Genomic DNA, 26,367 nt, shown 5'->3' with positions numbered 1-26,367 from the left:
CATATAAAAAAATTTAATGCTGATAAATAAAATACAGATATAAAAAAAGCCCGCCATTTTTTTGGCGGGCTATATGAAAAAGTAGAATAATTAGCTTAATTCACGATTATTTTTTTCGTAGTAGATTGATTGTTAGCATTTAGTTTTAGAAAATAAAATCCTTTTGGTAAATCTTCAACGGTGTAGGTATGGTTGATTGAAACCGGTTTTTTGATCTGTTGCACGATTTGTCCATTGATGTTTATCAACTGGATTTCATCCAAGTCGGCTTCTGAATCGATATTGATCCTATTGTCGTTCGAAGGATTTGGATAGATAGAAATTCCTGACATGACATCAAATGCATCAGTGGCAAGAAATACATCCGGCCAACGGTTTTCTGCTGGCTGCCCGCCCCAGATGACTGTTGCCAGATACGGATTGTCAATAAAAGGGTTTCTATTTCCTTGTCCGTAAGTATTTGATGCATCACCAAGATAAGTGTTTCTTTGGTCTTCAACTGCAGATATCGGATCTTCGGCATTCCATTTCAAAAATAAATCGATCATGTTGCTGTCATTTGCAACTGCAGTTCCAACACCGACATTTTTAGGAAGGCAACGGTTGCCATATCTTAAGTACATATACATGACCATGCGGGCGACATCACCTTTCCATTCGTCACCCGGATACCAGGTTGCCGAAGTAACATCGTGTGAAGTTCCTGTCCCGGCTGTGAATTTTTCACTTCCCCGGTCGCCGTTTCTCTGCACATCAGAAGCTCTTAAATGGTGTGCATCTGCTCCCGGCCCTGAAGTTCCCAAATCTGGCGTTCCCAATGATTTTGCATACGTATGTTCGCGGTTCCATTGGCAGCTCGCGCCTCCGCCATCACTGTTTTTGTTTCTTCTTCTGTGGTCATTGTCGTCAGCGGTGCTTGAAGGACAGATGTTGTTGCTGAATCCGTACAACAATAAAACATTTGTTTTGGTTGCATCGTCCGGATCAATGTCAACAATTTTCAACGCTTCTTCAGCCTGGCTGTAATTGAGCGTTTTGGTATGTGTTGCAGTGATTTTTGTTGAAATTGCAGTTTTTAAGGCTGCAGCCGACTGGTTGAAATTGATATCACTGTAATAAGTTGCAGGTGATCCCGCTTGTGCCATTATCAAGCCTGTTGTAAGCAAGGCAGCAATTGAATAGAATTTGTTCATATGTAGATTTTTTCGGATGGCAAAGTTATACGGATATTTGGATTGGCAATAAACTTTAACTTTTGTTCAAAAAAAATGCCTTTCTGTTGTGAAAGGCATAATTTATAAACGGTATTGTTGAAATTAATTCACCAATACTTTTTTCGTAGTTATTTGATTTCCTGCAGATAATCTTAGGAAATAGAATCCTTGAGGTAGATTTCCAAGCTCGTAATTGTGGTCATTGGCTACAGGTTTTTGAATCTGCAACATGATTTGTCCATTGATGTTTACCAGTTGAATTTCGTCAAGGTCATTTTCTGAATGGATGTTGATTTTCTGGTCGTATGCAGGATTTGGATAAACAGTTACATCAGCCAATACATCGTAATCTGATGTAGCAAGCGGCTGGCCCCAGATTTCATTTACAAATTCTGGACGGTCGATGTATGGATTTCTGTTGTTCTGGCGTGCATAAACTGCGTTGTTTCTTGAGATTTCCCTGTCACTTACAGGATCCATTCTGTTCCATTCTAAAAGAATGTTCTTAAATGCACCGGTGAAAACCTGAGTGGTTGTTCCGTTAAACATCGCATAAGAATACCCAGAAACTACATTTTCATAGCGTGTTGCAAAGTAAAAGTACATCCGCGCAATATCACCTTTAAATTCATCGATTGGTTCGAAAACGGTACCAGAATATCCGGCAGCATAACCTGAATTAATTCCTGGCCCTAGTTTCGATCCATTTAAGGAAGTAGAAGAAGCTACGCCAACCTTCCCGTGAGGAAAATTGCTTCTTACGCCATTTACTTTACCGTCTGTAGGCGTAATAAAATGCGCATCATTGTGCATAGGTGCTGCTTCATTAAAAACAGATTGCGGGATGATATGCTCTCTATTATAACAGTCGCCTTCGGCAGTATAATTCCCACATCTGTCGGCAGTTCCTAAAGAGAAATTATATGGGTCAACTCCAGTTGGATTTTCTGAGTACATGTCAAGTACAGTGCCATCATTTTCGTAAAAAATATCCTTATCAGATGTTTGATAAGTGACATACAGTCCATCATACCCACGGTCAATATGCCCTTTGATGATGTTGTACAATTGCGTTTTTAAAGCGTAACCCGTTCCGGTGGCGTTGGAATAATATCCTGCAGGAGCTTGGGAAAAACCTGTCATTACAAACAAAGACAGGAATAAAATGTAGACTTTTTTCATAGTGGTATTTAATTATTCAGTTTTATTTCTTTCGAGTTGTGCCATATAGAATCCGTCAAATCCTGATTCCGAGGCTAAAATTTTGGAATCTTTGACAAAAGTAAAATTTTTGCCTGTCTCAGTACTTAAGAAACGCTTAATTTGTTCCTGGTTTTCAGAAGGCAATACAGAGCATGTGGCATAAACCAATTTTCCGCCAGGTTTTACAATTTTGGCATAGCTTTCTAAAACTTCTGACTGGACTTTACGGATATTATCTATAAATTCAGGCTGCAGCTTCCATTTTGCATCTGGATTTCTTTTTAAAACACCCAATCCGCTGCAAGGCGCATCGATTAAAACACGGTCGGCTTTTTCATGGAGTTTTTTAATGACTTTGGTAGAATCAATGATTCTATATTCGATATTGAAGGCCGAATTTCTTTTGGCGCGAAGCTTTAATTGCTTGAGTTTGCTTTCATACAAATCCATTGCAATCAGTTGCCCTTTGTTTTCCATTAATGAAGCAATGTGGAGCGTTTTTCCACCGGCACCTGCGCACGTATCGACGACACGCATTCCTGGAGCCACATCAAGATAGGCCGCTACGAGCTGAGAATTGGCATCCTGAACTTCAAAAAATCCTTGTTTAAAAGCATCGGTCAGGAAAACATTTGCACGTTCTTTTAGAACCAGTGCATCGGGTTGGTCTTTAAGGAATTCGGTTTCGATATTCAAATCCATTAAAATCGCACGGAGTTTTTCTTTGGTCGTTTTTAAAGTATTGACTCTGAGAACAACTTTTGCAGGCTGGTTTTGAGCAGCAATTTCAGTAGCCCAAACTTTTTCTCCAAGTTCTTTCACACCGAGTTCATCCATCCAATCAGGAATGGATTCTTTGAGTGCACGGGTTTTTGACAATTCGTCGAAACGTCCTTTGATTTTTCTTTCAGGCGTGCCTTCAAGCTGTCTCCAATCCGGAATCGGGTAACCGCGCAAAACGGCCCAAACGGCAAACATGCGCCAAAGATTGTCCCTGTCATAAGGTTCTCTCACCTCGGCAATTTCTGCATACAAACGTTTCCAACGCACAATTTCATATATGGTTTCTGCGACAAATTTCCTGTCGGAACTGCCCCAGCGTTTGTCTTTTTTCAAGGCACGTGCTACTACTTTATCGGCATATTCGCCATCATTAAAGATCGCGTTTAGGGAGTCGATAGTCGTGTAGACTAAATTTCGGTGTAATCTCATTTTTAATTATTGAGGGGCAAAGGTACTATTAAATGCTTAATTAAATGTTAAACTGCAATTCTTTGCTTATTGCATAAAAAAACACTGTTTTGAGCAGTGTTTTTTTTAAATTATTAGTTGATGCGGTTTAAGCATATCCTTTCGGGCGGATGCAAAACCATCGGGAATTTTTCAATTTTTACAGAACTGCTGTCGAGCCCGAATGCTTTTTCTTCTGATAAACTGAATTTTTTGATCAGGAAATACGTATTCATAATGATTTTTTCATGCCACAACATGTCACTGTCGTTAGAAAGGAATTTTTCAGACAATACAAATTTAAAATCACCTAGGATGTTATTTTTGTTCAAGGATTCATATCGGCTGGTCACATCTACTTCTCCATTTTTTACCATGTCGCGAAGCACCTCTTTAAACATGAGGTTGATTTTTGTTGGTTCACGGAAACCCAGATTAAAGTCAATTCTAAACAAGTCGTCTTTTAATATTTCGGTAACCTTATATTCTGTTTTGTAAGGTTCGCTAAGAATATTTACATGGACAAACCAATAAATATCGGCTCTTTTAGGACGTTTTTGCAGAATAGAATACATTACTTTCTCCTCGATTTCATCTGTACGCCCGGCATTGGTCATGTAAACGAGATGCGTTGCGTATTTTGGGATTGATAAATCGACACTAAGTTCAGCAAGGACTTTTTTATAATTGTCGATCTTAACGATTTTCGTGTAGCTTTTGCTAATTTTCTTGGCTTTAAACCAAACAGCCATGATGATAATAAGAACCAGGGCAATCAAAAGCGTTACGTAACCGCCATGTGAAAACTTTTTAAGGTTTGCAATCAGAAAACTGATTTCAATGGCCAGATAAACCAAAATGATCGGTGTGATGAAGTACCAGGAAACGCGCTTCATGATCATGTAATAATTCAACAGAATTGTTGTCATAATCATACACAAAACAATCGCAAGCCCATAAGCAGCTTCCATATTTCCCGACTCTTCGAAATGCAAAACAACCATGACGCAACCAGCTAAAAGTAACCAGTTGATTGACGGAATGTACAATTGTCCTTTCAATTCTGTCGGATATTTGATCTTTACTTTAGGCCAGAAATTCAATCGCATGGCTTCATTAATCAAAGTAAAAGAACCACTGATTAATGCTTGGGAAGCGATCACTGCGGCAATCGTTGCAATGGCTATTCCGAAAGGCTGAAACCAGTCTGACATAATCAGGTAAAACGGATTGGCAAAATCCCCGCCCAATTCCTGTAATGTTTTTCCTTGGTGCTGAATCAAATATGCGGCTTGACCAAAATAATTCAGGACTAAAGTTGTTTTTACGAAGATCCAGCTGATGCGGATATTTTTTCGTCCGCAATGACCCATATCAGAATACAAAGCTTCAGCTCCGGTGGTACAAAGGAATACGAATCCGAGTACATAAAAACCTTCAGGGTGTATTTTTAATAAATGATACGCATAATACGGATTGATGGCTTTCACGACATCAGTATGTCCCATGACCTGTATAAATCCGAGCACACCGAGCATTCCGAACCAAATGAGCATCATTGGTGCAAAGAATTTTCCGACAAGTTTTGTCCCGAATTGCTGGATCGTAAAAAGTGCTACAAGAATTCCGATAACAATCGGAACGGTATTAATGTCGGGATAAAATGTTCTTATTCCTTCTACTGCGGACGATACTGAAATGGGAGGTGTGATGATGCCGTCTGCTAAAAGTGCGCTTCCGCCAATGATCGCAGGAACAATCAGCCATTTGATTTTTGTTCGTTTAACGAGTGCATACAGAGCGAAAATCCCGCCTTCGCCGTGGTTGTCGGCACTTAAAGTAATCAGCACATATTTAATGGTAGTCTGTAAAGTCAGCGTCCAGAAAATACAGGAAATCCCTCCAAGGACAACATCAGCATTAATGGGATATTTTCCAATTATGGCTTTCATTACATACAGAGGTGAAGTACCGATATCACCGTAAATAATGCCGAGGGTAATTAATAAACCTGCAAAAGTGAGTTTATTGTGAAGGCCGTGATGTTGAGCGCTCATAAAAAGTTGTTAAAAAAGATACAAATTTACCAATTTAAGTATACCAATGATGAATGTTGGTATTAAATTTTATAGGAAAGAAAAATATTGACAACATAAAAGAGCATCATAATGTTATGATGCTCTTTTTATAATGATTGTTAGAAGGATTATCTCCTTGAAGATGAATTTCTTGACTCTGATCCCTGTACTTGTGCGGCACGTTGCGAAGATTCGTTTCTAGGCGTTGCAGCAGATCGTGTTCTTGGCGGACTTTGTGCAGGAGCTGCACTTTGTGTACGAATTGCACTACCAGAATTATTTCTTACCTGATTTGACTGGTTTTGAACTTTAATCGGATTTTGCGTCCTGATTCCAGCATTTGTTGGTGTTCTCTGAATTTGAGTAGCCTCGTTTCGGGTTCTTGCTGTGTTCGGGGGAACAGCTTTTACGTCATTTGTACGCACTCTTGTAGTGTTGTAGTTCTGGGCTTTGACATTTGCGGTACGCGTTGTTCCGTTTGTAACCGATGTATTTCTAGTCGTTCCGGTCCTGGTTTGCCCATTATAACCCTGGCGTTTGATGCTTTCAGTTCTCGTTTTGTCTAGTTCGTAACGATTCGTAACGTTCGCATTTCTTCTGTCAAAAGCACGGTCGGGATATTGTCTTTCGTATCCGTTAGCGCGTCGTCCATTGTATAATACTGCTGCCGTCTGGCTTCTTCGCGTTGTAACGTAATTGTAATGGTTGTGAATGTTAATGTGTACATGTACATTTCTTCTGTATCTGTAAATAGGGTAGGGATTCCACATGTGGTAATACCCTGGATAGTAATTCCAATACCAACTCGATACGTAAGGACGGTAATTGGTAACCCAGAAATGGTTGTAAATAACAGGAGTATTTACATAAACGGGTTCATAAATATAATTTTGGCCATACATGAAAGTATTCCCGACAACTTGTACCTGAACCTGATTGTTGCTGCCTTTTTCAACTTCTATAGTAGCCACATCCTGATAAACATCTTTGTCTAAAACGGCTTGAATAATGATTAAATGGGTATTGCTTTCAACAGATTCGATTACCCTTAAATAATCAACCTCATTGTCATTATTCAGGTCGAGGTTTGAAATCTGTAAATTTGGATCGTTTAGTCTTTGCTCAAAATCTTCAAGATTTTGTGAGTCGCCAAAAATAGATGCTACAGCTTTTAAATCAAGATTGTCACTGATGTCTGAACCAGTTGCTGTTACAGTTGTACGGTCTTGGGCGAAAATGGGCGCACTTAATACAAATGCGAATAATGCGAAAGTTACTATTTTAGTTTTCATGATTTGTGGTTTAATGATACTGTAAGGGTTACCTTTGATTTGCGCAGTTTCAATTACTGTGCCAAGACTGCAATTGAAATTTAGGGATTGTAAAATTATTATTTAATTTATTAAAGATTAACAAAATGGATAGGTTTTCACTAATGATTCTCTTAACGATTTTTGCTTTATCTTGCCGCGTTTGTGCACAGGATATTTTTAAATCGGTTGCAATTGATACGCTTTTAGCAGATGATTTCAGCATTCGTTCGATTGTTGTTGATCAGAATAAAATTTGGTATGCAGCCGATAAAGGCAAATATGGATGGATCGATATCGATACCGGAATTGATGAACAAAACCAAATCGATTATAAAGATTTGAAGCCAGAATTCAGAAGTATTGCCCAAACAAATGAAAACATCTTCATGCTCTCTATCGGTGATCCGGGTTTGCTGTATAAAATCCATAAATCTGATAAAAAAATAGAACTTGTGTATCAGGAAAGTCATGACGGAAAAGTTTTTTATGACAGTATGAAATTCTGGAATGACAAGGAAGGCATTGCTGTTGGTGACCCTGTTGAGAATGTTTTTTCAATAATCACTACCCACGATGGCGGTCAAACCTGGAAAAAAGAAAAGGCTGTTAATTTGCCAGAACTCTCACCCGGAGAAGCCGTTTTTGCTGCAAGCAATACCAATATAGTGATTGTAAAAAATGAAACCTGGATTGTTTCGGGTGGTACAAAAGCCAGAGTTTTTTATTCATCAGACAAAGGAAAGCATTGGACTTTTTATGCGACGCCAATCATACAAGGTAGTGCAATGTCAGGAATCTTTACTGCCGATTTTTATGACGACAAAACTGGATTTATTGCCGGAGGAAATTATGATGACTTAAACAATAATTACAAGAATAAAGCCATAACTTCTGATGGCGGCAAAACCTGGAAACTCACTGCCGATGGACAAGGTTTTGGATATGCCTCCTGCATACAATATGTTCCTAAAAGTAAGGCGACCCAAATTGTTAGTGTTGGCGCATCGGGATTGCAGTATTCTTCTTATTCTGGTAAGAACTGGATAAAATTTTCCGATGAAAATCAACTTTATACTTTGTATTTTGTCAATAAAAACACAGCTATCGCAGCAGGAAAAAATAAGATCGTAAAATTGAATTTTAAGTTTTAAAACTATTCTTTCCGGCCTTTGTTCCTGTATTGTTTTAGCAAAGTCCTGTTAAAATCTTCTTCTGCTTTTTTTAATTTGAGAATTTTTATGGCTGGAAGTATTGCTTTCAGGCTTGTTGTGAATTTCTTCCGGGACTGATACATCTCATCTTCGGCATTTTCAATTTGAGACAAAAAGCCTGAAGCCTCTTTATCGCTCAAGTTGTCAATGTTTCCGTCGTTCATGCGATCCATATAAGAGCGCATCTTTTGTTGCCTAAAATCATTTTGCTTTTCATCAAATGCATTATATAAAGGCCAGAATTTTTCAGCTTCTGCTGACGTAAGACCTAGCTTATCTGTAATAAAAGCTACTTTAAGTGTTTTGATTTGTTCTCTTTTCTCTTTAAACCTGCCACCTTGGGCAAAAGAATGAAACGAAGAAGATATCAAAAGAAGCAACATTATTTTTTTGAAATTTTTCATAGTTACTCAATTATGTATTGTTCTAAATTAGGATTTTGCGAAAGTAGATCTTCGATTGTTTTATCTTCAATATCGTAAGTAACGCTGAAATTTTTTATGTCTTCTTCATCTAAAAGATCAACCAAATCATTTTCTGTATTATTGGCAGAAACAAGATAGTTTTCTAATGTTGTTCCGTCAGGTTCAATCATTTGGGGTGACATTTTTTGAAAAACGGTTATGCTTAAAGCTAATATTAGAACTGCCGCTGCTGCTAGATACCATTTTTTTCTTTTGTTGAATAAAGGAATTACGTTTGTGTTTTTTATCGGAATTTGAGTCATCATTTTTTCTGAAAGCGACACAAAGTAAAGTTCAGGAACTTTAAATCCCGATTGTAATTTTTGATCTTCTTGAATTTTAAAATCTTCCATGTTTCTAAGATATATTTTATTCCAGATGGTTTAATGGTGCTTTACAAAATCTTCAACTTTTTTAACGGCATGATGATATGATGCTTTTAAAGCGCCTACCGAAGTTCCTAATATTTCAGACATTTCCTCATATTTTAAATCCTGAAAATACCTCATATTGAAAACCAGTTTTTGTTTTTCAGGTAATGTCAATATTGCTCTTTGCAACTTAATCTGGACTTCATCACCGTCAAAATAAGCATCAGCTTTTAAATTGTCTACAATTTTTGTCTGTAATGCTTCACTGGTTGTGGCATTTTTTTTTGCCTTTTGATTAATGAAGGTAATGGCTTCGTTTGTAGCGATCCGATACATCCATGAAAACAATTTGCTTTCTCCTTTAAAATTCTTTAAGTACTGAAAAACTTTTATAAAAGTGTTTTGCAATACATCATCGGCATCATCATGATTCAGGACAATGTTCCTGATATGGTGGTAAAGTGGTTTTTGATATATGAACAACAGTTTTTGAAACGCATCATTTTGCGTTTTTGGATCTAACAATTGTTTTATGAAAACTGATTCTTCCTCCAAAATGATTGTTTTTTCTTTGACCTTATAATTGGTAATAAGTTTAACCAGCTTTCTAAATTAAGCAAAAAAAAACCCTGCATAAAGCAGGGTCTTCTTTTTATATTGCAATTAGTTCTTAGTGTGCAATCATCACTTTTCCAGTAGTAATTCCATCTTGTGTAGTCAAACGAGAGATGTAAAGACCATTTGAAAGTTGAGAAGCGTCAAATTTAACTGTATTGTCTTGGCTGTCTGAAGCTTGTCCGCTAAACAATTTAGCAACAAGTTGTCCATTCGTATTGTATAATTCAAGTGTAGCTTCGCCAGTTTCAACTACATTAAAGCTAAAGTTAAGGTCAGTTTTTGCAGGGTTTGGCCATGCAATTACACCGTTAGCATTTGCTTGTAAGCTAGAAACGATTTCAGTTGAAGGATTGTTACGAACAATTCCAGGAGTACAATCACCATTCAATACAACTACACCATCCACATCATAACCATCTTCTGTTTGAGATAAAAGGTCGTTGTTTGTGATACGTACATATCTGATCCAAGGTAAAGCCAATGGTGCATTAGAAATATCAATTGAAGCATCAAGACATACTGCATTTCCAACTGGATACCAAGTTAAACCATCCAAAGATACAGATACATCAGCATATTCTTTATAATTTTCACATTCAGGGCTTCCGAAAGAAGTTTCAACAATTTGAAGATCATCACCATCTTGGTTGAAAACCACACCATCAAAACAAAGTTCGATAGATCCACCATATCCTAAAGTCACAAAGTTAATTGTATCATTGTTTTCAGGAGCACCTAAAGCTTTTTCTGGGTGAATTCTCAATGGAGAAATTGGTTGTCCATTTTTCTTAGTACCTTGTACGTAGTGGTCTTGGTAAACACAAGTGGCATAACATCCACCTCTAGTTGGAGGCGTATCATCTGTACCACAACCCCATAAAGCTTCAACACCATCAACATCAAAGAAATCAGGTGTGTTTCCTAGAGTACTGTCATTTGAAATTCTTACGAAAGAAACTGGCAAACCTGCAGGAATAGCTCCGTCAAGATCCAATCTGATGTCTGGTCCCTGACAAACAATACCAAGATCATACCATGGCGCTAAACCGTCAGCTGAAACTTCAACTTTAGCATATTCTGGATAGCTTGAACACGGACGATTTCCCCATGTTGTTTCGTAAACTCTTAAATCTGGAGCAGATGTTCCGTCAGTCATGATGTTTCCACCCATTCTGATGATAATCCATCCATTTTTACCTAAAGAGAAGAAGTTAGCAGCACCATTTGAACGGTTGTTTTCAACTGCAAGGGCTCTGTTTGGGTCTGTACGGATTGGATCAGTAATTTGACCACCGTTTGCAAGTGTTCCTTGCTCGTAATCAAACACATCAATACCAACACATCCAAGTCTTGTTGGAACTTCAGCACATCCTGCAATAGCGATTACACCATCAACATCATAACCATCAAAAGTAGTACTTGAATCATCGTTGCTGATTTTGATTGCAGTTACGTAAGCAAGTCCGGAATCTGCAATATCAACTGATCCATTTCTGCAAACCTGGCCTACCGGAAAGAAATTGATTCCATCTTGTGATACTTCAATATTAGCTCTTTCAATACCATCGCTGTTGCAATCGTTTGAAGCATAAGAAGTTTCAATAATTGTGATGTCATTTCCCGGATGATCCAATACAGCACCATTGAAATCAATAATGATTGATCCGCCATAACCCAATGACACGAAATTTTCAGTGTTGTCATTTTGTGGTTGTCCTTCTGCTTTTGTAATGTCACGTCTGTTAAGGTCTACCAATTCGGAAGATCCTTTTTTAGTGCCTACTACATAATCCCTTGCTGTAGCTCCGTAACACAGTTGCTGTGCATTTGTTACTGAAGCAGCTAACATAGCTACCCCGAAGATCGCTACATTAAAAAGTTTGTTTTTCATCATAATAATACGTTTTTAATTTTAATAAATAAATGTCATCGATAGTTTGAAACTATCCCCTTCGTTTAAAATTCCATTTTGTCAGTAGGCAGAAAAAAAATTCATTTTATTGTCAATTTTTTGTGTTAAGCTTGGTGTAGTTTTGGGGAAACTTTGGAAGCTGTATTCTAAATCTGAAATGAAGGTAATACATCTTGTAATTCTCACCATAACAATCAGATGAAAAGCCTGAAAAGTCGATAAAAGTGCTTTTTTTAGGTATTTGAGCGGTAATTTTTTTGGTAATGGCTCCTAAACTATGACTTTCCAGATTGTAACAGAATAAACCATTTTATCATAAAATATTTACAAAACCTGATGTAATCGCCATTTCAAAAAACCATAATTGTGAATATGATAAAAAGCCACGATAAAATATTTTATCGTGGCTTTTAAAAATTAGTAATTAAATTATCTTTTAAGGTTCTGTAATTTTCTCAGTTGGAGGCGGAACAGCTACAGGATTTTGCACAGGTAAAACTATTTTTTTAACCGGAACAACACTTCTTGAAGCAGCCGGAATATAAATTTCAGTGACCCATTTCGACGGATGTTTCTCCTGAACCATATTTACGGAATACATTTCAACGGAAGCACCAGGGTTTTGTACAAGATTGTTCTTCGAAATATATTCGAATGTTTTATCCCAAGCCGCATTCGAATGGCTGTAATCACCTGTTAGGGTTGTTTTTACCGCCTGAAAAGATTCCAATTTCCCCGACGTAATATCACTTCCGGGGCTTGTGAAAATTTCCTGGCTAACAGGTACGCAAACCGACATGTCTGTAAGCCCTTTCGCCAAATCATACGTATGGTAAATCACGAATGGTTTTCCATGCATCACAATTTTATTTTTGCTGAAAAAATGAATCAGCTTAGGAAGCATGATCCTGATGTTTTTAGGAACGTTTGCGATTTTACTGGTAATTCTTTGCTGTAAATAATAAGTCCCAAGTTTTTTTACCAAACCGTTTACCTTAATATTATAGGTATTCATTTCATAGTCCAGTGACTTGTCTAGATTTTCGAGGCTTCTTTCATACATTCCACCAATTACTTTGTCGGAGCCACCTTTAAAAACGGTATAGATCTTAAATCCAAAATTCATTGTTCCTTTTGAACGCCAGGTTACTTTTGTTCCGCCAACGGTATCTTTAAAAGTCCAGAAAACATCTGAAAGGCTGCCGCTGTAATTCATTTTTTGAGTTATGGTTTCATTATCCTTGATGTCGGTCGTTTTTACATTTCCATCGCCATCAGTTCCTTTCCAGGAATAGGAACCGCCTTTTCCAATGGTATTTGCTGGATAAATAAATTGCATTTTCGGATCATCAATTTTCCACGAACCGAAATTCTCCCAATTCCTGAAATCATTTACATAATTAAAAACAGTAGCTTTTGGAGACTTGATCACCTTACTTCGCTGCACATTAAAATCCCCTTTCTGCGTTGCCAAAAAAACAGATAATGCGAAAAAAGCCAGTACAATAAGAAGAAAAATATATTTAAAGATTTTCATAGGATGCCATTAATTTCTATGTAAAGTTAAAAATTATATTCAATGGGCAATTATATAATTTCAACGCTTCACATCGGGATTGTACGGACTAAGATTGTTATATTTGTTCGAATAATTAAATTATACCAATAATGAATTTAAAAAAAATAGCCGGAATTTTTTTGACGACTGCAGTCTTGGTTTCCTGCAATAAAGACAAATCCGATTCTAAAAATGACGATCCGAATTTTAAATATGAAGCAGAGCAATTTGCCGATATCAAAGTATTGCGATACCAAATTCCGGGTTGGGAAAATCTAACATTGAAAGAGCAGGAACTGGTCTATTATCTAACCCAGGCTGGAACTGCCGGCCGCGACATCCATTGGGATCAAAACTACAAGCACAATTTAAAGATCCGTAAAGCGCTCGAGCATATCTATGAAAATTTTAGCGGAGACAAATCAACTCCCAATTGGAAGAATTTCGAAATCTATCTCAAAAGGGTCTGGTTTTCAAACGGAATCCACCACCATTATTCAAGCGATAAAATCAAGCCGGGCTTTAAAATCGATTATTTCAACCAATTGTTAGCAGATACAAAAACGAATCTTGCGCCTGAAATCGTAACGATTTTGTTTAACGATGTCGATGCTAAAAAAGTAAATCTGGATGAATCCAAAGGTTTGCTTGCAGGTTCGGCTGTGAATTTTTATGACCGCGGCATTACTGTCGAAGAAGCCGAAGCATATTATAAAACCAAAACCAGCCCCGACGCAAAAAGGCCTTATTCATTCGGATTAAACTCCAAGTTGGTTAAAAATGCCAATGGCCAAATCGAAGAAAAAGTCTGGAAAAGTGGCGGAATGTATGGTGCTGCGATTGATAAGATCATTTTCTGGCTCGAAAAAGCAAAAGGCGTAGCCGAAAATAAAAAGCAAGCCGATGCTTTAGGTTTATTGATCGAATTCTACAAAATCGGCGATCTCAAAACCTGGGACGATTACAACATCGCGTGGCTTCAGGCAACCGAAGGGAATATCGATTACATTAACGGATTCATTGAAGTGTATAATGATCCATTGGGTTACCGCGGTTCTTATGAAGGCGTGGTTCAGATCAAAGATTTCGACATGTCTGCCAAAATGGAAAAGATCTCGAAAAATGCTCAGTGGTTTGAAGACAATTCTCCGTTAATGCCCGCTCATAAAAAGAAAAATGTGGTTGGTGTTTCATATAAAACGGTGATTGTTGCAGGTGAATCCGGAGATTCTTCGCCAAGTACGCCAATCGGTGTCAACCTTCCAAATGCCGACTGGATCAGGGCGGATTACGGATCAAAATCGGTTTCTCTCGGAAATATTGTCGACGCTTACAATAAAGCCGGCGGAACTGACAAGCTTAAGGAGTTTGCCAATGACAAAGAAGAAATTGAACTCGAAGAAAAATACGGTGAAACTGCCGATAAATTGCACACGGCTTTGCACGAAGTAGTAGGGCATGCTTCGGGCCAAATTAATCCCGGTGTAGGAACTCCTAAAGAAACGCTGAAAAGTTATGCTTCAACACTTGAAGAAGGCCGTGCCGATTTAGTAGGCCTATTTTATCTGTACAACTCAAAATTGCAGGAACTTGGCCTGGTTGAAGACTGGAAGAAAACCGGAATGGCCGCTTACGACAGTTACATTAGAAACGGATTGATGACGCAGCTTGTTCGTCTTGACCTCGGTGCCAATATCGAAGAAGCACACATGAGAAACCGCCAGTGGGTGAGTGCGTGGGTTTTTGAAAAAGGCAAAAAAGACAATGTGATCGAGAAAATTACGCGTAACGGAAAAACATATTTCAACATTACGAACTATGAAAAATTGCATGAATTGTTCGGGCAGTTGTTGAAAGAGACGCAGCGCATTAAATCTGAAGGCGATTACAAAGCCGGAAAAGCATTGGTTGAAAATTATGGTGTAAAAGTCGATCAGAAATTGCATAAAGAAGTTTTGGAAAGAAATGCCAAATTTAAATCTGCGCCTTACAGCGGATTTATAAATCCAATGCTGGTTCCGAAGAAGGAAGGTGGAAAAATCATTTCAATTGATGTAATACAGCCAAAATCTTTCGCAGAGCAAATGTTATATTACTCTAAGAACTTCGGATTTTTACCAGAAGACAATTAGATAATAGATAAAAATCAAATTTTAAGGAAAAACCGCTGCATCAAAACAGCGGTTTTATTTTTTTAAACTTTCAAATCCGTTTCCAATTTTGATTCGTATATATTTTCATGGAAATATATGAAGGCTTAAAAATGAACAGGAAATTCAGATTTTTTTACTATAGCTTAATGTCTCTACTGATTGTCGTTTTGGTATATCAGGCGTATCTTCTGATCGATATCTTATTTGAATTACCTGATAACGGACAGGCTTTTTTGGTTTTTCCGTGGAAATAACCCTAACGTTTCATCGTGAATTTGATGATGAACAAAAGTACAATGAACAAAAGGAATCCGATCAGAACACGGTAACTTCCCTTGTAAAACTTTCGGTGCAAAACCGCATCTTTACGATAAACGTAAATGGATGCCATTATAAAAGCCACCAAAAATAACCCCGCGAAAATCCATTGTCCCTGTGAAAACATTGTGTATAATTTTTTTGCCAAATTTACTCAAATTTGTTCCAAACCCATTATTTTGCAATACCAATTAATTCACAAAATCATGCAGAAACAAATCAGTTCAGTTAAGGAATTTCATACGGCTTTCGGGCTCGGCGTAAGCGCAACGGTCAAAGGCGATCTCGGCGAAAGCAAAAACATGCTGCGTTACAATCTGATGAAAGAAGAAAATGAAGAGTATCTCGAAGCAGTCCAAAATAATGACGTTGTTGAAATTGCCGATGCGCTTGGCGACATGATGTACATTTTATGCGGAACGATCATCGAACACGGCATGCAGCACGTCATCGAAAATGTATTCGACGAAATCCAGCGCAGCAATATGAGCAAACTCGGAGAAGACGGAAAACCGATTTACCGAGAAGACGGAAAAGTGCTTAAAGGCCCGAATTACTTCAAACCAGATTTTTCGAAAATAATTGAAAACAATGGATAATGGACAATTGATAATTACCATAATTGCGTATAAATAAAAAGCCGAAAATTTTTTTTCGGCTTTTATACGTTTTAGATAGCATTGTCCATTATACTTTAACGGTCCACCCAAAAGTGTCGTCAGCCAATTTATACTGAATGCTGTTCAGTTTGTCTTTAAGCTGCAAAGCAAATGAATTTTCGATTTTTGGAAGTTCATAATAAACATCCTGGTATGAAAATCCTACGATCGGATTGACCACTGCGGCAGTTCCGGCGCCAAAAACCTCTTTCAGGCTTCCGTCTTTTGCGGCTTCGACCAATTCTGAAACCAGTACCGAACGGACTTCCACGTTAATTCCGTCGCGCTCAGCAATCGAAATTAAGCTTTTTCTGGTCACGCCGTCAAGAATCCTTTCGCTTGTTGGCGCAGTAAATAAAGTATCGTTGATGCGGAAAAATACGTTCATTGTTCCGGCTTCTTCCAGTTTGGTGTGCGTCGCGTCGTCTGTCCAGATGATTTGCTGAAAGCCTTTTTCGTTCGCCAGTTTTGTTGGATAAAATTGTGCCGAATAGTTTCCGGCCGCTTTTGCAGCTCCAATTCCACCATTCGCCGCACGGCTAAAATGCTCTGCGATAATGACTTTTACTTCACCTGAATAATATGATTTAGCAGGAGAAAGAATGATCATAAAACGGTATTGAGTCGATGGCGCAGCAATAACACCGCTTCCGATGGCAATCATAAACGGCCTGATGTATAAAGTATTTCCGAGTCCTTTTTTAACCCATTCGCGTTCAAGATCGATCAATTGGTGCAAACCGCTCATGAAAATGTCTTCGGGAACTTCTGGCATTGCCATGCGCTTAGCCGATTTGTTGAAGCGGTCCATATTCTGGTCCGGGCGGAAAAGCCAAACATCATCATGCTCGTCTTTATATGCTTTCATTCCTTCGAAAATGGCCTGTCCGTAATGAAAAACTTTTGCTGACGGATCCAATAAAAACGGCTCGTAAGGTTTGATTTGAGGCCTTTGCCAATTGCCTTCACGGAAATCACAAACAAACATGTGGTCTGTGAATGTTGTCCCGAAAGAAATGTTCTCAAAATCAATAGAATCAATTTTTGAAGATGAAACTCTTACTATATCGATTTCGCTTGTCGTATTTAAACCCATTTAAAAGTTATTTTTAGATCAAATATTGAGTTTAAATAATTGAAAGTCAATGATTTGTGAGCAATATTCAAAAATTAATTTAAGGAAATAATTATTTCGCTAAAATAATAAAAAAATATCTTTGGAATTGGCTCAAGCGCTTGTTTTATTTTATGATTTTTTTAATTCTTTTTCCTGTAAGCTGTTTATTGTGAATTCAGCAACAAATTCCATAAAATACTGGAAATATAGTTTGGTATTTGAATAAAGGGTTATTTTTGCATCCAACATTTCATTTTAAAGTGATCCACATGAAAAAAATTATTGTTTTAGGGTGTTCCTTATTGGCATTGGCAAGCTGTAAAAATAAAAGCGAAGAAGTAAAGATTGACGAAACTAAGGTAGAAACACCGGTTGATACTATTGTTCAAAAAGATACAGTTGCCATATTGGAAACTGCGGTTCAGGAAACTAAAGAAACTCCTGTCGCTGAAAAACCAATCGGAGATAAGACCATTCCCGCTAAAATGTTAACGCCAAAACCTGCAATAATTAAGGTACAAAATGCTAAAAAAATGGAGGTTTCATACAGTTCTTTTGGAGATAAAATCTTAGCAGATAAAGCGCTGACTCAGGAAGAGATGCTCAACAAATACAACAACCTAAAAGCTGGCGATACGATTGCAGTCAAATTCAAATCGAAAATAACTGCCGTTTGCAAGAAAAAAGGCTGCTGGATGAAAATGGATCTGGCCCATAAAAAGGAATCGTTTGTACGGTTTAAAGATTATGGATTTTTCGTTCCGGTTGATGCCGATAATTCAGAAGCAATTATCAGCGGGCGTGCTTATGTTGAAGAAATTTCGGTAGCAGAGCAAAAGCATTACGCAAAAGATGGCGGAAAATCTCAGGAAGAAATCGATAAAATTACAACGCCAAAAGTAACTTATGCTTTTGAAGCTAACGGTGTTTTAATCCAACAATAAATTGAAAAGGGAAATCATCCAGACTTCCGACGGTTCGACAACCATTCATTTGCCGGACTGGAACGAATCGTACCATTCTAAACACGGCGCGATCCAGGAAGCCTATCACGTTTTCATACAAAACGGTTTGTCCTTATATGTGGGTAAGCCGATTTCAATTCTCGAAATCGGTTTTGGAACCGGACTCAATGCTTTCATTACTTTTCTCGAAAGCCAGAAATCGAATCAGCAAATTGATTATGTTGGAGTAGAAGCATACCCTGTTTCTGCAGATGAAGTGCTGTCGATGAATTATGTGAACGAACTTCAGGCTGAACAATACTCTGAGGTTTTTAAAGAAATGCATGAGAGCGAATGGAACAAGAAATTTTCTCTTTCGGAAAACTTTTCCCTTACCAAGCGCAAACAATTTTTTAATGAAATCAACGACATCGAAAAATTCGATCTGATTTATTTTGATGCTTTCGGATATCGCGTACAACCCGAATTGTGGAGTACCGAAATCTTCCAGAAAATGTATAATGCTTTAAAGCCAAACAGTGTCCTTGTTACTTATGCTGCTCGCGGCGTGGTAAAGCGCAGTATGATTGAAGTGGGTTTTACAGTTGAGAAACTAGCCGGACCGCCGGGGAAACGCGAAATGTTCCGGGCAACTAAAAATTAAAACCGAGTATTACAGTTCTCAATCAATTTTATTATTGGAAAATACCTTAGCCCCGATAGAGCCGGTATCCTTTGTGAGGTACGAATAAAGATAAAGGCGAAAGCGGGAAACAGCTCCTAAAAAATTAACTTCCCAATTAACGTTTCATTTGGATAGCCGACTTGAAATTTGCCTAAATTTGAGATAACCAATTTGTAAAAACAGATTTCTAATGAAAAACATGTTTGCTTACACTAAAACAATACTCGAAAGGGTAAGTTTTGATCCCGTACTTTTTTGCAAAGAACTGGAAAAAGCCTTTAAAATGCTGTTGCCTTACGAGATAGAACAATTAACTGAATGGGTTTTTAGCTTTACAGACCAAAAACCAGAATTGAGGCAATGTCTGATTTACGTTAACAAATAAAACTAAAAGGAGCTTAAACGGCTCCTTTTTTTATGCACTCCATATTTGTAATAGCATATTTTTTAGAATTGCAAAACGAAATATTTGTAAGATTATATTTTCAAAATATACTAAAATATGTAGATTATCGTGTTTATTTGCACTTTATCGTCATTTTTTTACATTTTTTGTTTGCGCGTTTAAAATATTATTATACATTTGATCCAGAGATAACCCCTAAATCTTTTAACCATGCCAAGAATGATTTATGATTACACGAAATCGGTGCTGGAGAGAGTAAGTTTTGATCCGATACTGTTCTGCAAAGAATTAAAAAAGGCAATAAAAAACTTACTGCCTTATGAGTTGGAACAACTGAAGAAATGGTTGTTGAGTTACACGAATACGAAGCCCGAGCTTCGACCGTATATCGAAATTTTGAGTTAGTTTTATATATATTTTGTTGTGAGTTTAGTTTTTGAAAAGAAAAAGGAGTTTGGTGAGAGAACTCCTTTTTTTTTGTGCTTATTTTTTTGGGATCGGACTGATGATCTCGACGTTCTGGAATACGATCGCGCCTTTGATCACACCGGCTATTGTAGCTCTTAATGCATCGATGATGTGGATTTTAAGTTCGGTTTTTGGAAAGATGAGGCTCACTTCCCGCGCTGGTTTCGGCTCTTTAAAATGGCGCAATTTCAGTTTTGCTTTTTCAGGAAGATCAAGCGTGTGTAAGTAAGGAAGCAAGGTTGTTCCCAAACCTTCATCGGCAAGTTTGATCAAAGTTTCAAAACTGCCGCTTTCAATTCGGAAATGATTGGTGTCGTTTTGAAGATCGGAGCTTTTACAAAGGTTTAAAATGCCGTCGCGGAAACAATGGCCGTCCTGAAGCAATAAAATTTCATCCAGGTTTAAATCATCTACATCAATTTCAGATTTATGAAATGTCGGATGGCTTTCCGGAATGTAAGCGACAAACGGTTCGAAATATAAAACCACTTCTTTAATTTTTTCTTCCATTAGCGGCGTTGCTGCAATTGCGGCATCTAAGTGTCCGTTTTTTAAACGCGTGATAATTTCATCGGTATTCAATTCTTCAATGATCAGTTTGATCTTTGGGTATTTTTTGATGAAATTATTGAGGAACATCGGCAATAAAGTCGGCATGATCGTTGGGATGATTCCGAGGCGAAATTCCCCGCCGATAAAGCCTTTTTGCTGTTCGACGATGTCTTTGATCCGGTTCGCTTCGTTGACAATATTTTTTGCCTGGTTCACGATTTTTTGCCCGATTTCAGTCAACTGGATTGGTTTTTTGCTTCGGTCGAAAATCAAAATGCTGAGTTCATCTTCTATTTTCTGGATCTGCATGCTTAACGTAGGTTGCGTAACGAAACATTTTTCGGCGGCAAGCGTGAAATTCTTGTGTTCGGCCACTGCCAGAACGTATTGCAATTGGGTGATTGTCATTATATCAAATTTTGGCATAAAAATAAGAAAACTATAAGCTTCATTTATAGTTATTCGAATAAACTTTTACTAAATTTATCCAGCTAAAAAATTTCAAACCTTATAAAACGACACCATGAAAACCAACATTTTAGGATTGCCTGTCAAAGAATCTGAGCAAATTGTAGAAGAATTGAACATACTTTTATCCAATTTTCAGATTTATTACCAAAACCTTCGCGGCATCCACTGGAACATCCGAGGCAAACGTTTCTTTGATCTGCATGTGAAATTTGAAGAATTGTATAATGATGCACAACTCAAAATCGATTTAATCGCCGAGCGCGTCTTAACCATAGGTGGAACGCCGCTGCATACTTTTGAAGATTACATCAAGTACAACAGATTGACAGTTGGAAAAAATATTTCAAATGACGAAAAAGCAGTTCATTTAATCGTAAATTCCTTATCTGATCTATTGAAGATCGAACGTGAAATCTTAAACAAAACAGCCGAAATCAACGACGAAGGAACCAATTCGATGATGAGTGATTTCATTTCAGAACAAGAAAAGACAATCTGGATGATGCGTGCATGGTTAGAAGAATCTTTGTAAAATACTGTTTTTCAGATATTAAAATCCGGATTGGTTTTCAATTCCGGATTTTTATTTTGGAAAAATGTTAAATTTGCTTTAAATAAATAATTTGGTTGTTGTTTAAACAGATTTCCGTTTATTTTTGCGCTATGAAGACTGTAGTAAAATTAGTATTGTTCCTATTTGTGTTTTTCCTGGCGACTCCGACCATCGTGAGTCTGATCGAAAAAAACTGCAATACTTCTATGTTTTACAGCATGTCTGAAGAAGAGCATGTACACCACAAAGAAATTAAAGCCGAGATTAAAACTGATTTTTGCTACGTGATTCCGTGCATTTCCGAAAATACTTCAAGCCTTATCCATTCAGAAAATTTATCAAAACACGATAATATTTCTGCCTCCATTTTCATTCCACCGCCCGAACAGGTTTAATACAAAGCCGGATTTATCCTTTAAATCCTGATGCTGCATTTGTTGTGGCACAACATTTTTGTATTCAATTTTTAGTAAGGTATCATGACAAAGAAAATCAATCTTTTTGCCAACCTTAAATCGGATTTTGCATCTGGTTTGGTGGTTTTTCTGGTGGCGCTTCCCTTGTGTTTGGGTATTGCGATGGCTTCGGGCGCACCGCTTTTTTCAGGAATTATTTCAGGTGTGATCGGTGGAATCATCGTGGGGGTTTTGAGTAAATCGCACCTCAGTGTTTCGGGGCCGGCTGCAGGTTTAACTGCAATTATCTTAACTGCTGTATCCGATTTGGGCGCTTTTAATTTGGTGCTGACTGCAGTCGCAATCGCTGGAGTGATCCAGTTGGTATTGGGCTTTATAAAGGCAGGAAGCATTTCTAATTATTTTCCGACAAATGTGATCGAAGGCATGCTTGCCGGAATTGGGATCATTATCATTTTAAAGCAATTGCCGCACGCCGTGGGATATGACAGCGACTTTGAAGGCGACCAGGCATTTTTTGAAACCGACGGGCACAATACATTTTCGACTTTGCTTGGTGCATTGAATTATGTGCAGTTGGGTTCGATTATCATCACGATCATTTCCTTAGCGATTTTGATTTCGTGGGATAAAGTTCCGGCATTGAAGAAATTAAAACTCGTTCCGGGCGCGTTGATCGCCGTTATTCTTGGTGTGGTTTTAAATGAGATTTTTACCGCTACCGGAAGTTCATTGGCCATAGCCAAAACACATTTAGTATCCTTACCGGTGCCAACGAGCTTTGAAGAATTCAAGACGATTTTAGTTTCCCCGGATTTCGCTGGATTTACCAATCCGAAAGTGTGGATCCTTGGCGCAACCATCGCCATCGTCGCATCAATTGAAACTTTATTGTGTATTGAAGCGGCTGACCGAATGGATGTTCAAAAACGTTATACCGACACCAATGTCGAATTAAAAGCGCAGGGAATCGGGAATTTACTAAGTGCATTATTGGGTGGTTTGCCAATGACATCGGTGGTTGTGCGAACATCGGCAAACAACAATGCCGGTGCAAAATCGAAAATGTCGACGATCATTCACGGCGTTATGCTATTGATTAGCGTTTTGGCAATTCCGATGGTTTTGAATAAAATCCCGTTGGCTACTTTGGCAGCAATCCTTTTGGTCGTCGGATACAAATTGGCCAAACCATCCACAGTAAAACATTTCTGGGAAAAAGGAAAATACCAGTTTATTCCGTTCATTGCAACGATGCTGGCAGTTGTTTTCACCGACTTATTGAAAGGTGTCGCACTCGGAATTATCATCAGTATAATTTTCGTATTGAAAGGAAACCTGAAACGCGCGTACAATTTCAGGAAAGAAGAATATGCCGATGGTGACGTGATTCACATTGACCTGGCACAAGAAGTTTCTTTTTTGAATAAAGCCGCAATCAAATCCACTTTAAGTGAAATTCCGGAAAACTCAAAAGTCATCATTACAGCTCACGATACGGTTTACATTGCGCATGACATCTTAGATTTGCTGCATGAGTTTAAAACGACACGCGCGATTGATGAAAATATTAAAGTCAAGCTGAAAGGTTTTAAAAAAGCCTACAATCTTGAAAATTCGCAGGAAATCCCGAACAAAGTTTCGTTGGAACACCACCAATACGACGCGATGAAAAGAAGGACTGTAAAATCTGAATCGCTAAACAGCGAGTTTTCAGAATAAATAATTAGCTACCCTTAACCGAAATTTACCTAAATTTATATCCGATTTTTAATCGAAATCAAAAGAAAAAAATTACACATTATGAGCGATTTTTATAAAGAAATACTTGATAAGAACAAAGAATGGGTAGAAACGTCACTTTCTAAAGACCCAAATTATTTTAAAGATTTAGCCAAAGGCCAGACTCCGCCATTGTTGTGGATTGGTTGTTCAGACAGCCGCGTTCCCGCCAATGAAATCATCGGGGCGAAACCAGGCGAAGTTTTCGTACACAGAAATATTGCCAACATGGTAATCCATTCAGATATGAACATGCTTAGCGTATTGGATTATGCGGTAAATGTACTGAAGGTAAAACATGTGATCGTTTGCGGACATTACGGTTGCGGAGGCGTGAAAGCCGCGATGGGAAATGCTTCCATTGGGATCATCGACAACTGGATCCGCCACATTAAAGACATTTACCGTTTGCACCACAATTACCTGGATTCGATCATTAATGAAGACGACCGATTTAACGCATTTGTAGAATTGAATGTAAAAGAGCAGGTTTTCGACCTGGCAAAAACATCTATTGTCCAGGCGGCTTGGAAACACGGGCAGGACTTGACGTTGCACGGTTGGGTTTACGGATTAAATTCTGGTTTTGTAACCGATTTGAATGTAAACCTGAGCTCAGACAAAGATTTGGATAAAGTAGACCAGTTGAAATTTACTTAAACCAAACCTATACAATTGCCTTGTGTAGATTACAAAGTATGGCAATTTTTTCAGCCACGAATTGCATAAATTTTCACGAATCATTGAGTGAAAATTAGTGTGGTTCGTGGCTAATTTTTTATTCTTCGTTCAGATTTTCATTAAAGGAAGAAGGTAGCATTTGCGGAATGAATTTAACCAAAATAGGAAGCAGCAAACTTCCGCCGGGAATCAGGAAAATAGTCAACGACGGAATGCTTTTGCAAATGTCAAGCAGCTGTTTTTTTACTTTTTTCTTTTCGGATTTATCGAGATCGCGCGTTGTGGTAGCCGCGAGAAGTACCATTAATTCTTTACTTTCCGAAATTTCCTTGATGAGCCTTTTTTTGTTCCTGTTGATCAAAGTCACCACCAATTGTGTCGTCTGGTCGTAGAAATGTTTTACTGGATTGGAATAATTGAAATACGGAATTTGCTTTCGGTGTTTCGAAATAAAATCATGTGTCGAAATAATGCTTTCTGATACAAATTCTTCCGATATGTTCATATTTCTGGCGAGAACGTGCAGGAAATAGGCTTCTTCATTTTCGACAATTCCGTCGCTCCATAAAGCCAGTCCGGCCATATCAAGCAGGTAATATTTCTCAAGCGGATATTCAAAATACGACAATTCGAGTGTTTCCAGATTCAGGATATTGACTTTTGAAAACTTGCTGTAACGCACCGATGCTTCGAAAAGCCTGATCAGTAAATCATCGTGCTGTGATTTATTGGTTTTGGTTTTGAGTGCCAATGTGACAATGCTTACGATCGTTTCTTCAATTTTCTTCAGGTATTTTTCAGGGATTTCACCAAGGATCAAATAGCGCTGAAATGCCAGGACATCTACAAAAAGTAAGGCATTGGTAACAATATGCGAAAAGTTCTTGCTGATGATATTGTCATTTGTCTGGACGCGGTCGTCGATGATTTTTTCGAGCGTGGCAGCAGCCGAATGTACCGGCAGTACTTTTTTGAAGAAATTAAATCCCTGTGGATGCATTTCATCATAAAATGCCACTGCTTTTTTGACAAATATTTCAGGCGTATTTTGCTTGGTCGTAATGCAGAAAATCTGGTATAAGGAATTCAGCAGCGCCAGTTTGGAAATCTCATCGCGAAGCCATTGATCAGAGGCGATCGGGATTTCGGAAGTGAACCCGATGATGTGGCCGTAAATAAATCCGGTTTCCCTGACTCTGGTGTAAAACAAATCGGCATCAGCATTTGCGTAAGGTTTGCTTTGCTGTTCAAAGAAAAATTTGTCTATCCAGCCATTTGCCGAAGGATTGATCATGGTATGCGGTTTGATTGTGCAAAGCTATACTTTTTTGACAATCCTTGTTTTTATTTGCGATTTAAAATGTACGATTTACGAATTCACTTAAATCGTACATCTGAAAATCGTATATTATTTAATGATCGCGGTACAGGCTACTCTTCCTCCGGCGTTTCCTGTTGGCTGTGTGGCATAATCATCGGCTTTTTCATGAACGATCAGGCCTTTTCCGAGAACATCTTTGTTTTTATCGCCACAACCCACACACCATTCGTCGGTGGTTAAAACAATGGTTCCGTTTCCGTCAACATCTGCGGTAAAGTTTCCAATATCGCCTTTGTGATGGTCGGCATCGCCCCATTTACCGTGTTTTTTGAATGTTGGGTTCCAGTGTCCGCCGGCAGAACTGGCATCTGCTGCAGAACAATCTGCTTTTTCATGGATGTGGATTGCGTGAACGCCGGGTTCCAATCCGCTGAGTTTTGCAGTGAACATAACTTCGTTTCCTTTCTGGACAAACTCGGCTGTTCCTGTGGCTTTACTGCCGCTTTTCGATTCGAAGTTTATTTTGATTGTTTCGCCGGGTTTAGCATCAGTTCCGTTTGATTTGCATCCAACGGCGATTGCAGCCACTGATAAAATTGCGAGTGTAAAATGTTTCATAATTGTAGTTATTTTCTGGTTTTCTATCAAAGATAAAGAAAAGACGTCATT

At 38.1% G+C, this 26,367-nt stretch carries 25 protein-coding genes; 11 read left to right on the top strand and 14 right to left on the bottom strand.

Going from position 1 to position 26,367, the window contains the following annotated elements:
- Window positions 1-95: 95 nt before the first annotated feature.
- The 5 genes from BLS32_RS16135 to BLS32_RS16115 all read right to left on the bottom strand — a co-directional run bounded on the left by BLS32_RS16135 (window position 96) and on the right by BLS32_RS16115 (window position 7,017).
- Window positions 96-1,193, bottom strand: coding sequence for an endonuclease (locus tag BLS32_RS16135; protein ID WP_091398311.1), 1,098 nt, complete (start codon window positions 1,191-1,193; stop codon window positions 96-98).
- A gap of 123 nt (window positions 1,194-1,316) precedes the next feature.
- The gene (locus tag BLS32_RS16130; RefSeq protein WP_091398309.1) at window positions 1,317-2,396 is read right to left on the bottom strand and encodes an endonuclease; all 1,080 of its coding nucleotides are present in this window, start codon (window positions 2,394-2,396) and stop codon (window positions 1,317-1,319) included.
- A 12-nt stretch (window positions 2,397-2,408) separates the two neighbouring features.
- On the bottom strand, window positions 2,409-3,629 hold the full coding sequence (locus BLS32_RS16125) for an RsmB/NOP family class I SAM-dependent RNA methyltransferase (protein WP_091398306.1): 1,221 nt from the start codon (window positions 3,627-3,629) through the stop codon (window positions 2,409-2,411).
- A 113-nt stretch (window positions 3,630-3,742) separates the two neighbouring features.
- Complete coding sequence (locus BLS32_RS16120) at window positions 3,743-5,704, bottom strand: KUP/HAK/KT family potassium transporter (RefSeq protein ID WP_091398304.1); 1,962 nt, start codon at window positions 5,702-5,704, stop codon at window positions 3,743-3,745.
- A 149-nt stretch (window positions 5,705-5,853) separates the two neighbouring features.
- Window positions 5,854-7,017: a hypothetical protein gene (locus tag BLS32_RS16115; RefSeq protein ID WP_091398300.1), complete on the bottom strand. Its 1,164-nt coding sequence runs from the start codon at window positions 7,015-7,017 to the stop codon at window positions 5,854-5,856.
- Window positions 7,018-7,142: 125 nt separating this feature from the next.
- Here BLS32_RS16115 and BLS32_RS16110 point away from each other — a divergent pair, with 125 nt between their 5' ends.
- Window positions 7,143-8,189: a sialidase family protein gene (locus BLS32_RS16110; RefSeq protein ID WP_139171794.1), complete on the top strand. Its 1,047-nt coding sequence runs from the start codon at window positions 7,143-7,145 to the stop codon at window positions 8,187-8,189.
- Between the two features lie 2 nt (window positions 8,190-8,191).
- Here the strand turns inward: BLS32_RS16110 and BLS32_RS16105 are convergent, their stop codons facing one another.
- The 5 genes from BLS32_RS16105 to BLS32_RS16085 all read right to left on the bottom strand — a co-directional run bounded on the left by BLS32_RS16105 (window position 8,192) and on the right by BLS32_RS16085 (window position 13,151).
- Window positions 8,192-8,653 (bottom strand): sensor of ECF-type sigma factor, encoded by a 462-nt coding sequence (locus tag BLS32_RS16105; RefSeq protein ID WP_091398294.1) that lies wholly within the window; start codon window positions 8,651-8,653, stop codon window positions 8,192-8,194.
- A 2-nt stretch (window positions 8,654-8,655) separates the two neighbouring features.
- The gene (locus BLS32_RS16100) at window positions 8,656-9,066 is read right to left on the bottom strand and encodes a hypothetical protein (protein WP_091398291.1); all 411 of its coding nucleotides are present in this window, start codon (window positions 9,064-9,066) and stop codon (window positions 8,656-8,658) included.
- A 30-nt stretch (window positions 9,067-9,096) separates the two neighbouring features.
- Window positions 9,097-9,639: an RNA polymerase sigma factor gene (locus BLS32_RS16095; RefSeq protein WP_091398288.1), complete on the bottom strand. Its 543-nt coding sequence runs from the start codon at window positions 9,637-9,639 to the stop codon at window positions 9,097-9,099.
- Between the two features lie 115 nt (window positions 9,640-9,754).
- Window positions 9,755-11,596, bottom strand: coding sequence for a T9SS type A sorting domain-containing protein (locus BLS32_RS16090; protein ID WP_091398286.1), 1,842 nt, complete (start codon window positions 11,594-11,596; stop codon window positions 9,755-9,757).
- A gap of 454 nt (window positions 11,597-12,050) precedes the next feature.
- The gene (locus BLS32_RS16085; protein ID WP_091398283.1) at window positions 12,051-13,151 is read right to left on the bottom strand and encodes an SRPBCC family protein; all 1,101 of its coding nucleotides are present in this window, start codon (window positions 13,149-13,151) and stop codon (window positions 12,051-12,053) included.
- Between the two features lie 131 nt (window positions 13,152-13,282).
- On the opposite strand from BLS32_RS16085, the gene BLS32_RS16080 reads away from it, so the two are divergent.
- Both BLS32_RS16080 and BLS32_RS16070 read left to right on the top strand, forming a co-directional pair.
- Entirely contained in the window at window positions 13,283-15,304 is a 2,022-nt protein-coding gene (locus BLS32_RS16080; RefSeq protein WP_091398280.1) for a dipeptidyl-peptidase 3 family protein, read from the top strand.
- A gap of 545 nt (window positions 15,305-15,849) precedes the next feature.
- A complete protein-coding gene (locus tag BLS32_RS16070) occupies window positions 15,850-16,242 on the top strand; it encodes a pyrophosphohydrolase domain-containing protein (protein WP_091398276.1) in 393 nt (130 codons plus the stop codon).
- An 88-nt stretch (window positions 16,243-16,330) separates the two neighbouring features.
- Here the strand turns inward: BLS32_RS16070 and BLS32_RS16065 are convergent, their stop codons facing one another.
- Window positions 16,331-17,398: a branched-chain amino acid aminotransferase gene (locus tag BLS32_RS16065; RefSeq protein ID WP_091398273.1), complete on the bottom strand. Its 1,068-nt coding sequence runs from the start codon at window positions 17,396-17,398 to the stop codon at window positions 16,331-16,333.
- A gap of 290 nt (window positions 17,399-17,688) precedes the next feature.
- On the opposite strand from BLS32_RS16065, the gene BLS32_RS16060 reads away from it, so the two are divergent.
- From BLS32_RS16060 to BLS32_RS16045, 4 genes are all read left to right on the top strand, one after another.
- Window positions 17,689-18,363: a DUF4920 domain-containing protein gene (locus BLS32_RS16060; RefSeq protein WP_245699503.1), complete on the top strand. Its 675-nt coding sequence runs from the start codon at window positions 17,689-17,691 to the stop codon at window positions 18,361-18,363.
- 1 nt (window position 18,364) lies between these two features.
- Entirely contained in the window at window positions 18,365-19,027 is a 663-nt protein-coding gene (gene mnmD / locus BLS32_RS16055; protein WP_091398270.1) for a tRNA (5-methylaminomethyl-2-thiouridine)(34)-methyltransferase MnmC2, read from the top strand.
- Window positions 19,028-19,247: 220 nt separating this feature from the next.
- Window positions 19,248-19,433 (top strand): hypothetical protein, encoded by a 186-nt coding sequence (locus BLS32_RS18720; RefSeq protein WP_091398463.1) that lies wholly within the window; start codon window positions 19,248-19,250, stop codon window positions 19,431-19,433.
- 231 nt (window positions 19,434-19,664) lie between these two features.
- On the top strand, window positions 19,665-19,859 hold the full coding sequence (locus BLS32_RS16045; protein WP_091398237.1) for a hypothetical protein: 195 nt from the start codon (window positions 19,665-19,667) through the stop codon (window positions 19,857-19,859).
- 78 nt (window positions 19,860-19,937) lie between these two features.
- Here BLS32_RS16045 and BLS32_RS16040 read toward each other — a convergent pair whose 3' ends face one another.
- Window positions 19,938-20,882 carry a LysR substrate-binding domain-containing protein gene (locus BLS32_RS16040; RefSeq protein ID WP_091398232.1) on the bottom strand — a complete coding sequence of 315 codons (945 nt, stop codon included), beginning with the start codon at window positions 20,880-20,882 and terminating at the stop codon, window positions 19,938-19,940.
- A 115-nt stretch (window positions 20,883-20,997) separates the two neighbouring features.
- Between BLS32_RS16040 and BLS32_RS16035 the strand changes: the two genes are divergently transcribed.
- From BLS32_RS16035 to can, 4 genes are all read left to right on the top strand, one after another.
- Window positions 20,998-21,477, top strand: coding sequence for a Dps family protein (locus BLS32_RS16035; RefSeq protein ID WP_091398231.1), 480 nt, complete (start codon window positions 20,998-21,000; stop codon window positions 21,475-21,477).
- A 131-nt stretch (window positions 21,478-21,608) separates the two neighbouring features.
- Window positions 21,609-21,893: a hypothetical protein gene (locus BLS32_RS16030; protein WP_091398228.1), complete on the top strand. Its 285-nt coding sequence runs from the start codon at window positions 21,609-21,611 to the stop codon at window positions 21,891-21,893.
- Between the two features lie 84 nt (window positions 21,894-21,977).
- A complete protein-coding gene (locus tag BLS32_RS16025; RefSeq protein WP_091398226.1) occupies window positions 21,978-23,636 on the top strand; it encodes a SulP family inorganic anion transporter in 1,659 nt (552 codons plus the stop codon).
- Between the two features lie 81 nt (window positions 23,637-23,717).
- Entirely contained in the window at window positions 23,718-24,356 is a 639-nt protein-coding gene (gene can / locus BLS32_RS16020; protein ID WP_091398224.1) for a carbonate dehydratase, read from the top strand.
- Window positions 24,357-24,474: 118 nt separating this feature from the next.
- Here can and BLS32_RS16015 read toward each other — a convergent pair whose 3' ends face one another.
- Both BLS32_RS16015 and BLS32_RS16010 read right to left on the bottom strand, forming a co-directional pair.
- Complete coding sequence (locus BLS32_RS16015) at window positions 24,475-25,671, bottom strand: LETM1-related biofilm-associated protein (protein WP_091398223.1); 1,197 nt, start codon at window positions 25,669-25,671, stop codon at window positions 24,475-24,477.
- 114 nt (window positions 25,672-25,785) lie between these two features.
- Window positions 25,786-26,316: a superoxide dismutase family protein gene (locus BLS32_RS16010; protein ID WP_091398221.1), complete on the bottom strand. Its 531-nt coding sequence runs from the start codon at window positions 26,314-26,316 to the stop codon at window positions 25,786-25,788.
- Between the last annotated feature and the right edge of the window lie 51 nt (window positions 26,317-26,367).

Source organism: Flavobacterium noncentrifugens, from assembly GCF_900100375.1.
Lineage (GTDB): Bacteria > Bacteroidota > Bacteroidia > Flavobacteriales > Flavobacteriaceae > Flavobacterium > Flavobacterium noncentrifugens.
The sequence above is the reverse complement of the archived record's forward strand: the minus strand, read 5'-3'. Positions and strand labels throughout refer to the sequence as shown.

Excerpts from the sequence above, each read along its gene's own strand:
- BLS32_RS16135 (WP_091398311.1), bottom strand. The coding sequence starts at position 1,193 with ATGAACAAATTCTATTCAATTGCTGCCTTGCTTACAACAGGCTTGATA.
- BLS32_RS16130 (WP_091398309.1), bottom strand. The coding sequence starts at position 2,396 with ATGAAAAAAGTCTACATTTTATTCCTGTCTTTGTTTGTAATGACAGGT.
- BLS32_RS16125 (WP_091398306.1), bottom strand. The coding sequence starts at position 3,629 with ATGAGATTACACCGAAATTTAGTCTACACGACTATCGACTCCCTAAAC.
- BLS32_RS16120 (WP_091398304.1), bottom strand. The coding sequence starts at position 5,704 with ATGAGCGCTCAACATCACGGCCTTCACAATAAACTCACTTTTGCAGGT.
- BLS32_RS16115 (WP_091398300.1), bottom strand. The coding sequence starts at position 7,017 with ATGAAAACTAAAATAGTAACTTTCGCATTATTCGCATTTGTATTAAGT.
- BLS32_RS16110 (WP_139171794.1), top strand. The coding sequence starts at position 7,143 with ATGGATAGGTTTTCACTAATGATTCTCTTAACGATTTTTGCTTTATCT.
- BLS32_RS16105 (WP_091398294.1), bottom strand. The coding sequence starts at position 8,653 with ATGAAAAATTTCAAAAAAATAATGTTGCTTCTTTTGATATCTTCTTCG.
- BLS32_RS16100 (WP_091398291.1), bottom strand. The coding sequence starts at position 9,066 with ATGGAAGATTTTAAAATTCAAGAAGATCAAAAATTACAATCGGGATTT.
- BLS32_RS16090 (WP_091398286.1), bottom strand. The coding sequence starts at position 11,596 with ATGATGAAAAACAAACTTTTTAATGTAGCGATCTTCGGGGTAGCTATG.
- BLS32_RS16085 (WP_091398283.1), bottom strand. The coding sequence starts at position 13,151 with ATGAAAATCTTTAAATATATTTTTCTTCTTATTGTACTGGCTTTTTTC.
- BLS32_RS16080 (WP_091398280.1), top strand. The coding sequence starts at position 13,283 with ATGAATTTAAAAAAAATAGCCGGAATTTTTTTGACGACTGCAGTCTTG.
- BLS32_RS16070 (WP_091398276.1), top strand. The coding sequence starts at position 15,850 with ATGCAGAAACAAATCAGTTCAGTTAAGGAATTTCATACGGCTTTCGGG.
- BLS32_RS16065 (WP_091398273.1), bottom strand. The coding sequence starts at position 17,398 with ATGGGTTTAAATACGACAAGCGAAATCGATATAGTAAGAGTTTCATCT.
- BLS32_RS16060 (WP_245699503.1), top strand. The coding sequence starts at position 17,689 with ATGAAAAAAATTATTGTTTTAGGGTGTTCCTTATTGGCATTGGCAAGC.
- BLS32_RS18720 (WP_091398463.1), top strand. The coding sequence starts at position 19,248 with ATGTTTGCTTACACTAAAACAATACTCGAAAGGGTAAGTTTTGATCCC.
- BLS32_RS16045 (WP_091398237.1), top strand. The coding sequence starts at position 19,665 with ATGCCAAGAATGATTTATGATTACACGAAATCGGTGCTGGAGAGAGTA.
- BLS32_RS16040 (WP_091398232.1), bottom strand. The coding sequence starts at position 20,882 with ATGACAATCACCCAATTGCAATACGTTCTGGCAGTGGCCGAACACAAG.
- BLS32_RS16035 (WP_091398231.1), top strand. The coding sequence starts at position 20,998 with ATGAAAACCAACATTTTAGGATTGCCTGTCAAAGAATCTGAGCAAATT.
- BLS32_RS16030 (WP_091398228.1), top strand. The coding sequence starts at position 21,609 with ATGAAGACTGTAGTAAAATTAGTATTGTTCCTATTTGTGTTTTTCCTG.
- BLS32_RS16025 (WP_091398226.1), top strand. The coding sequence starts at position 21,978 with ATGACAAAGAAAATCAATCTTTTTGCCAACCTTAAATCGGATTTTGCA.
- can (WP_091398224.1), top strand. The coding sequence starts at position 23,718 with ATGAGCGATTTTTATAAAGAAATACTTGATAAGAACAAAGAATGGGTA.
- BLS32_RS16015 (WP_091398223.1), bottom strand. The coding sequence starts at position 25,671 with ATGATCAATCCTTCGGCAAATGGCTGGATAGACAAATTTTTCTTTGAA.
- BLS32_RS16010 (WP_091398221.1), bottom strand. The coding sequence starts at position 26,316 with ATGAAACATTTTACACTCGCAATTTTATCAGTGGCTGCAATCGCCGTT.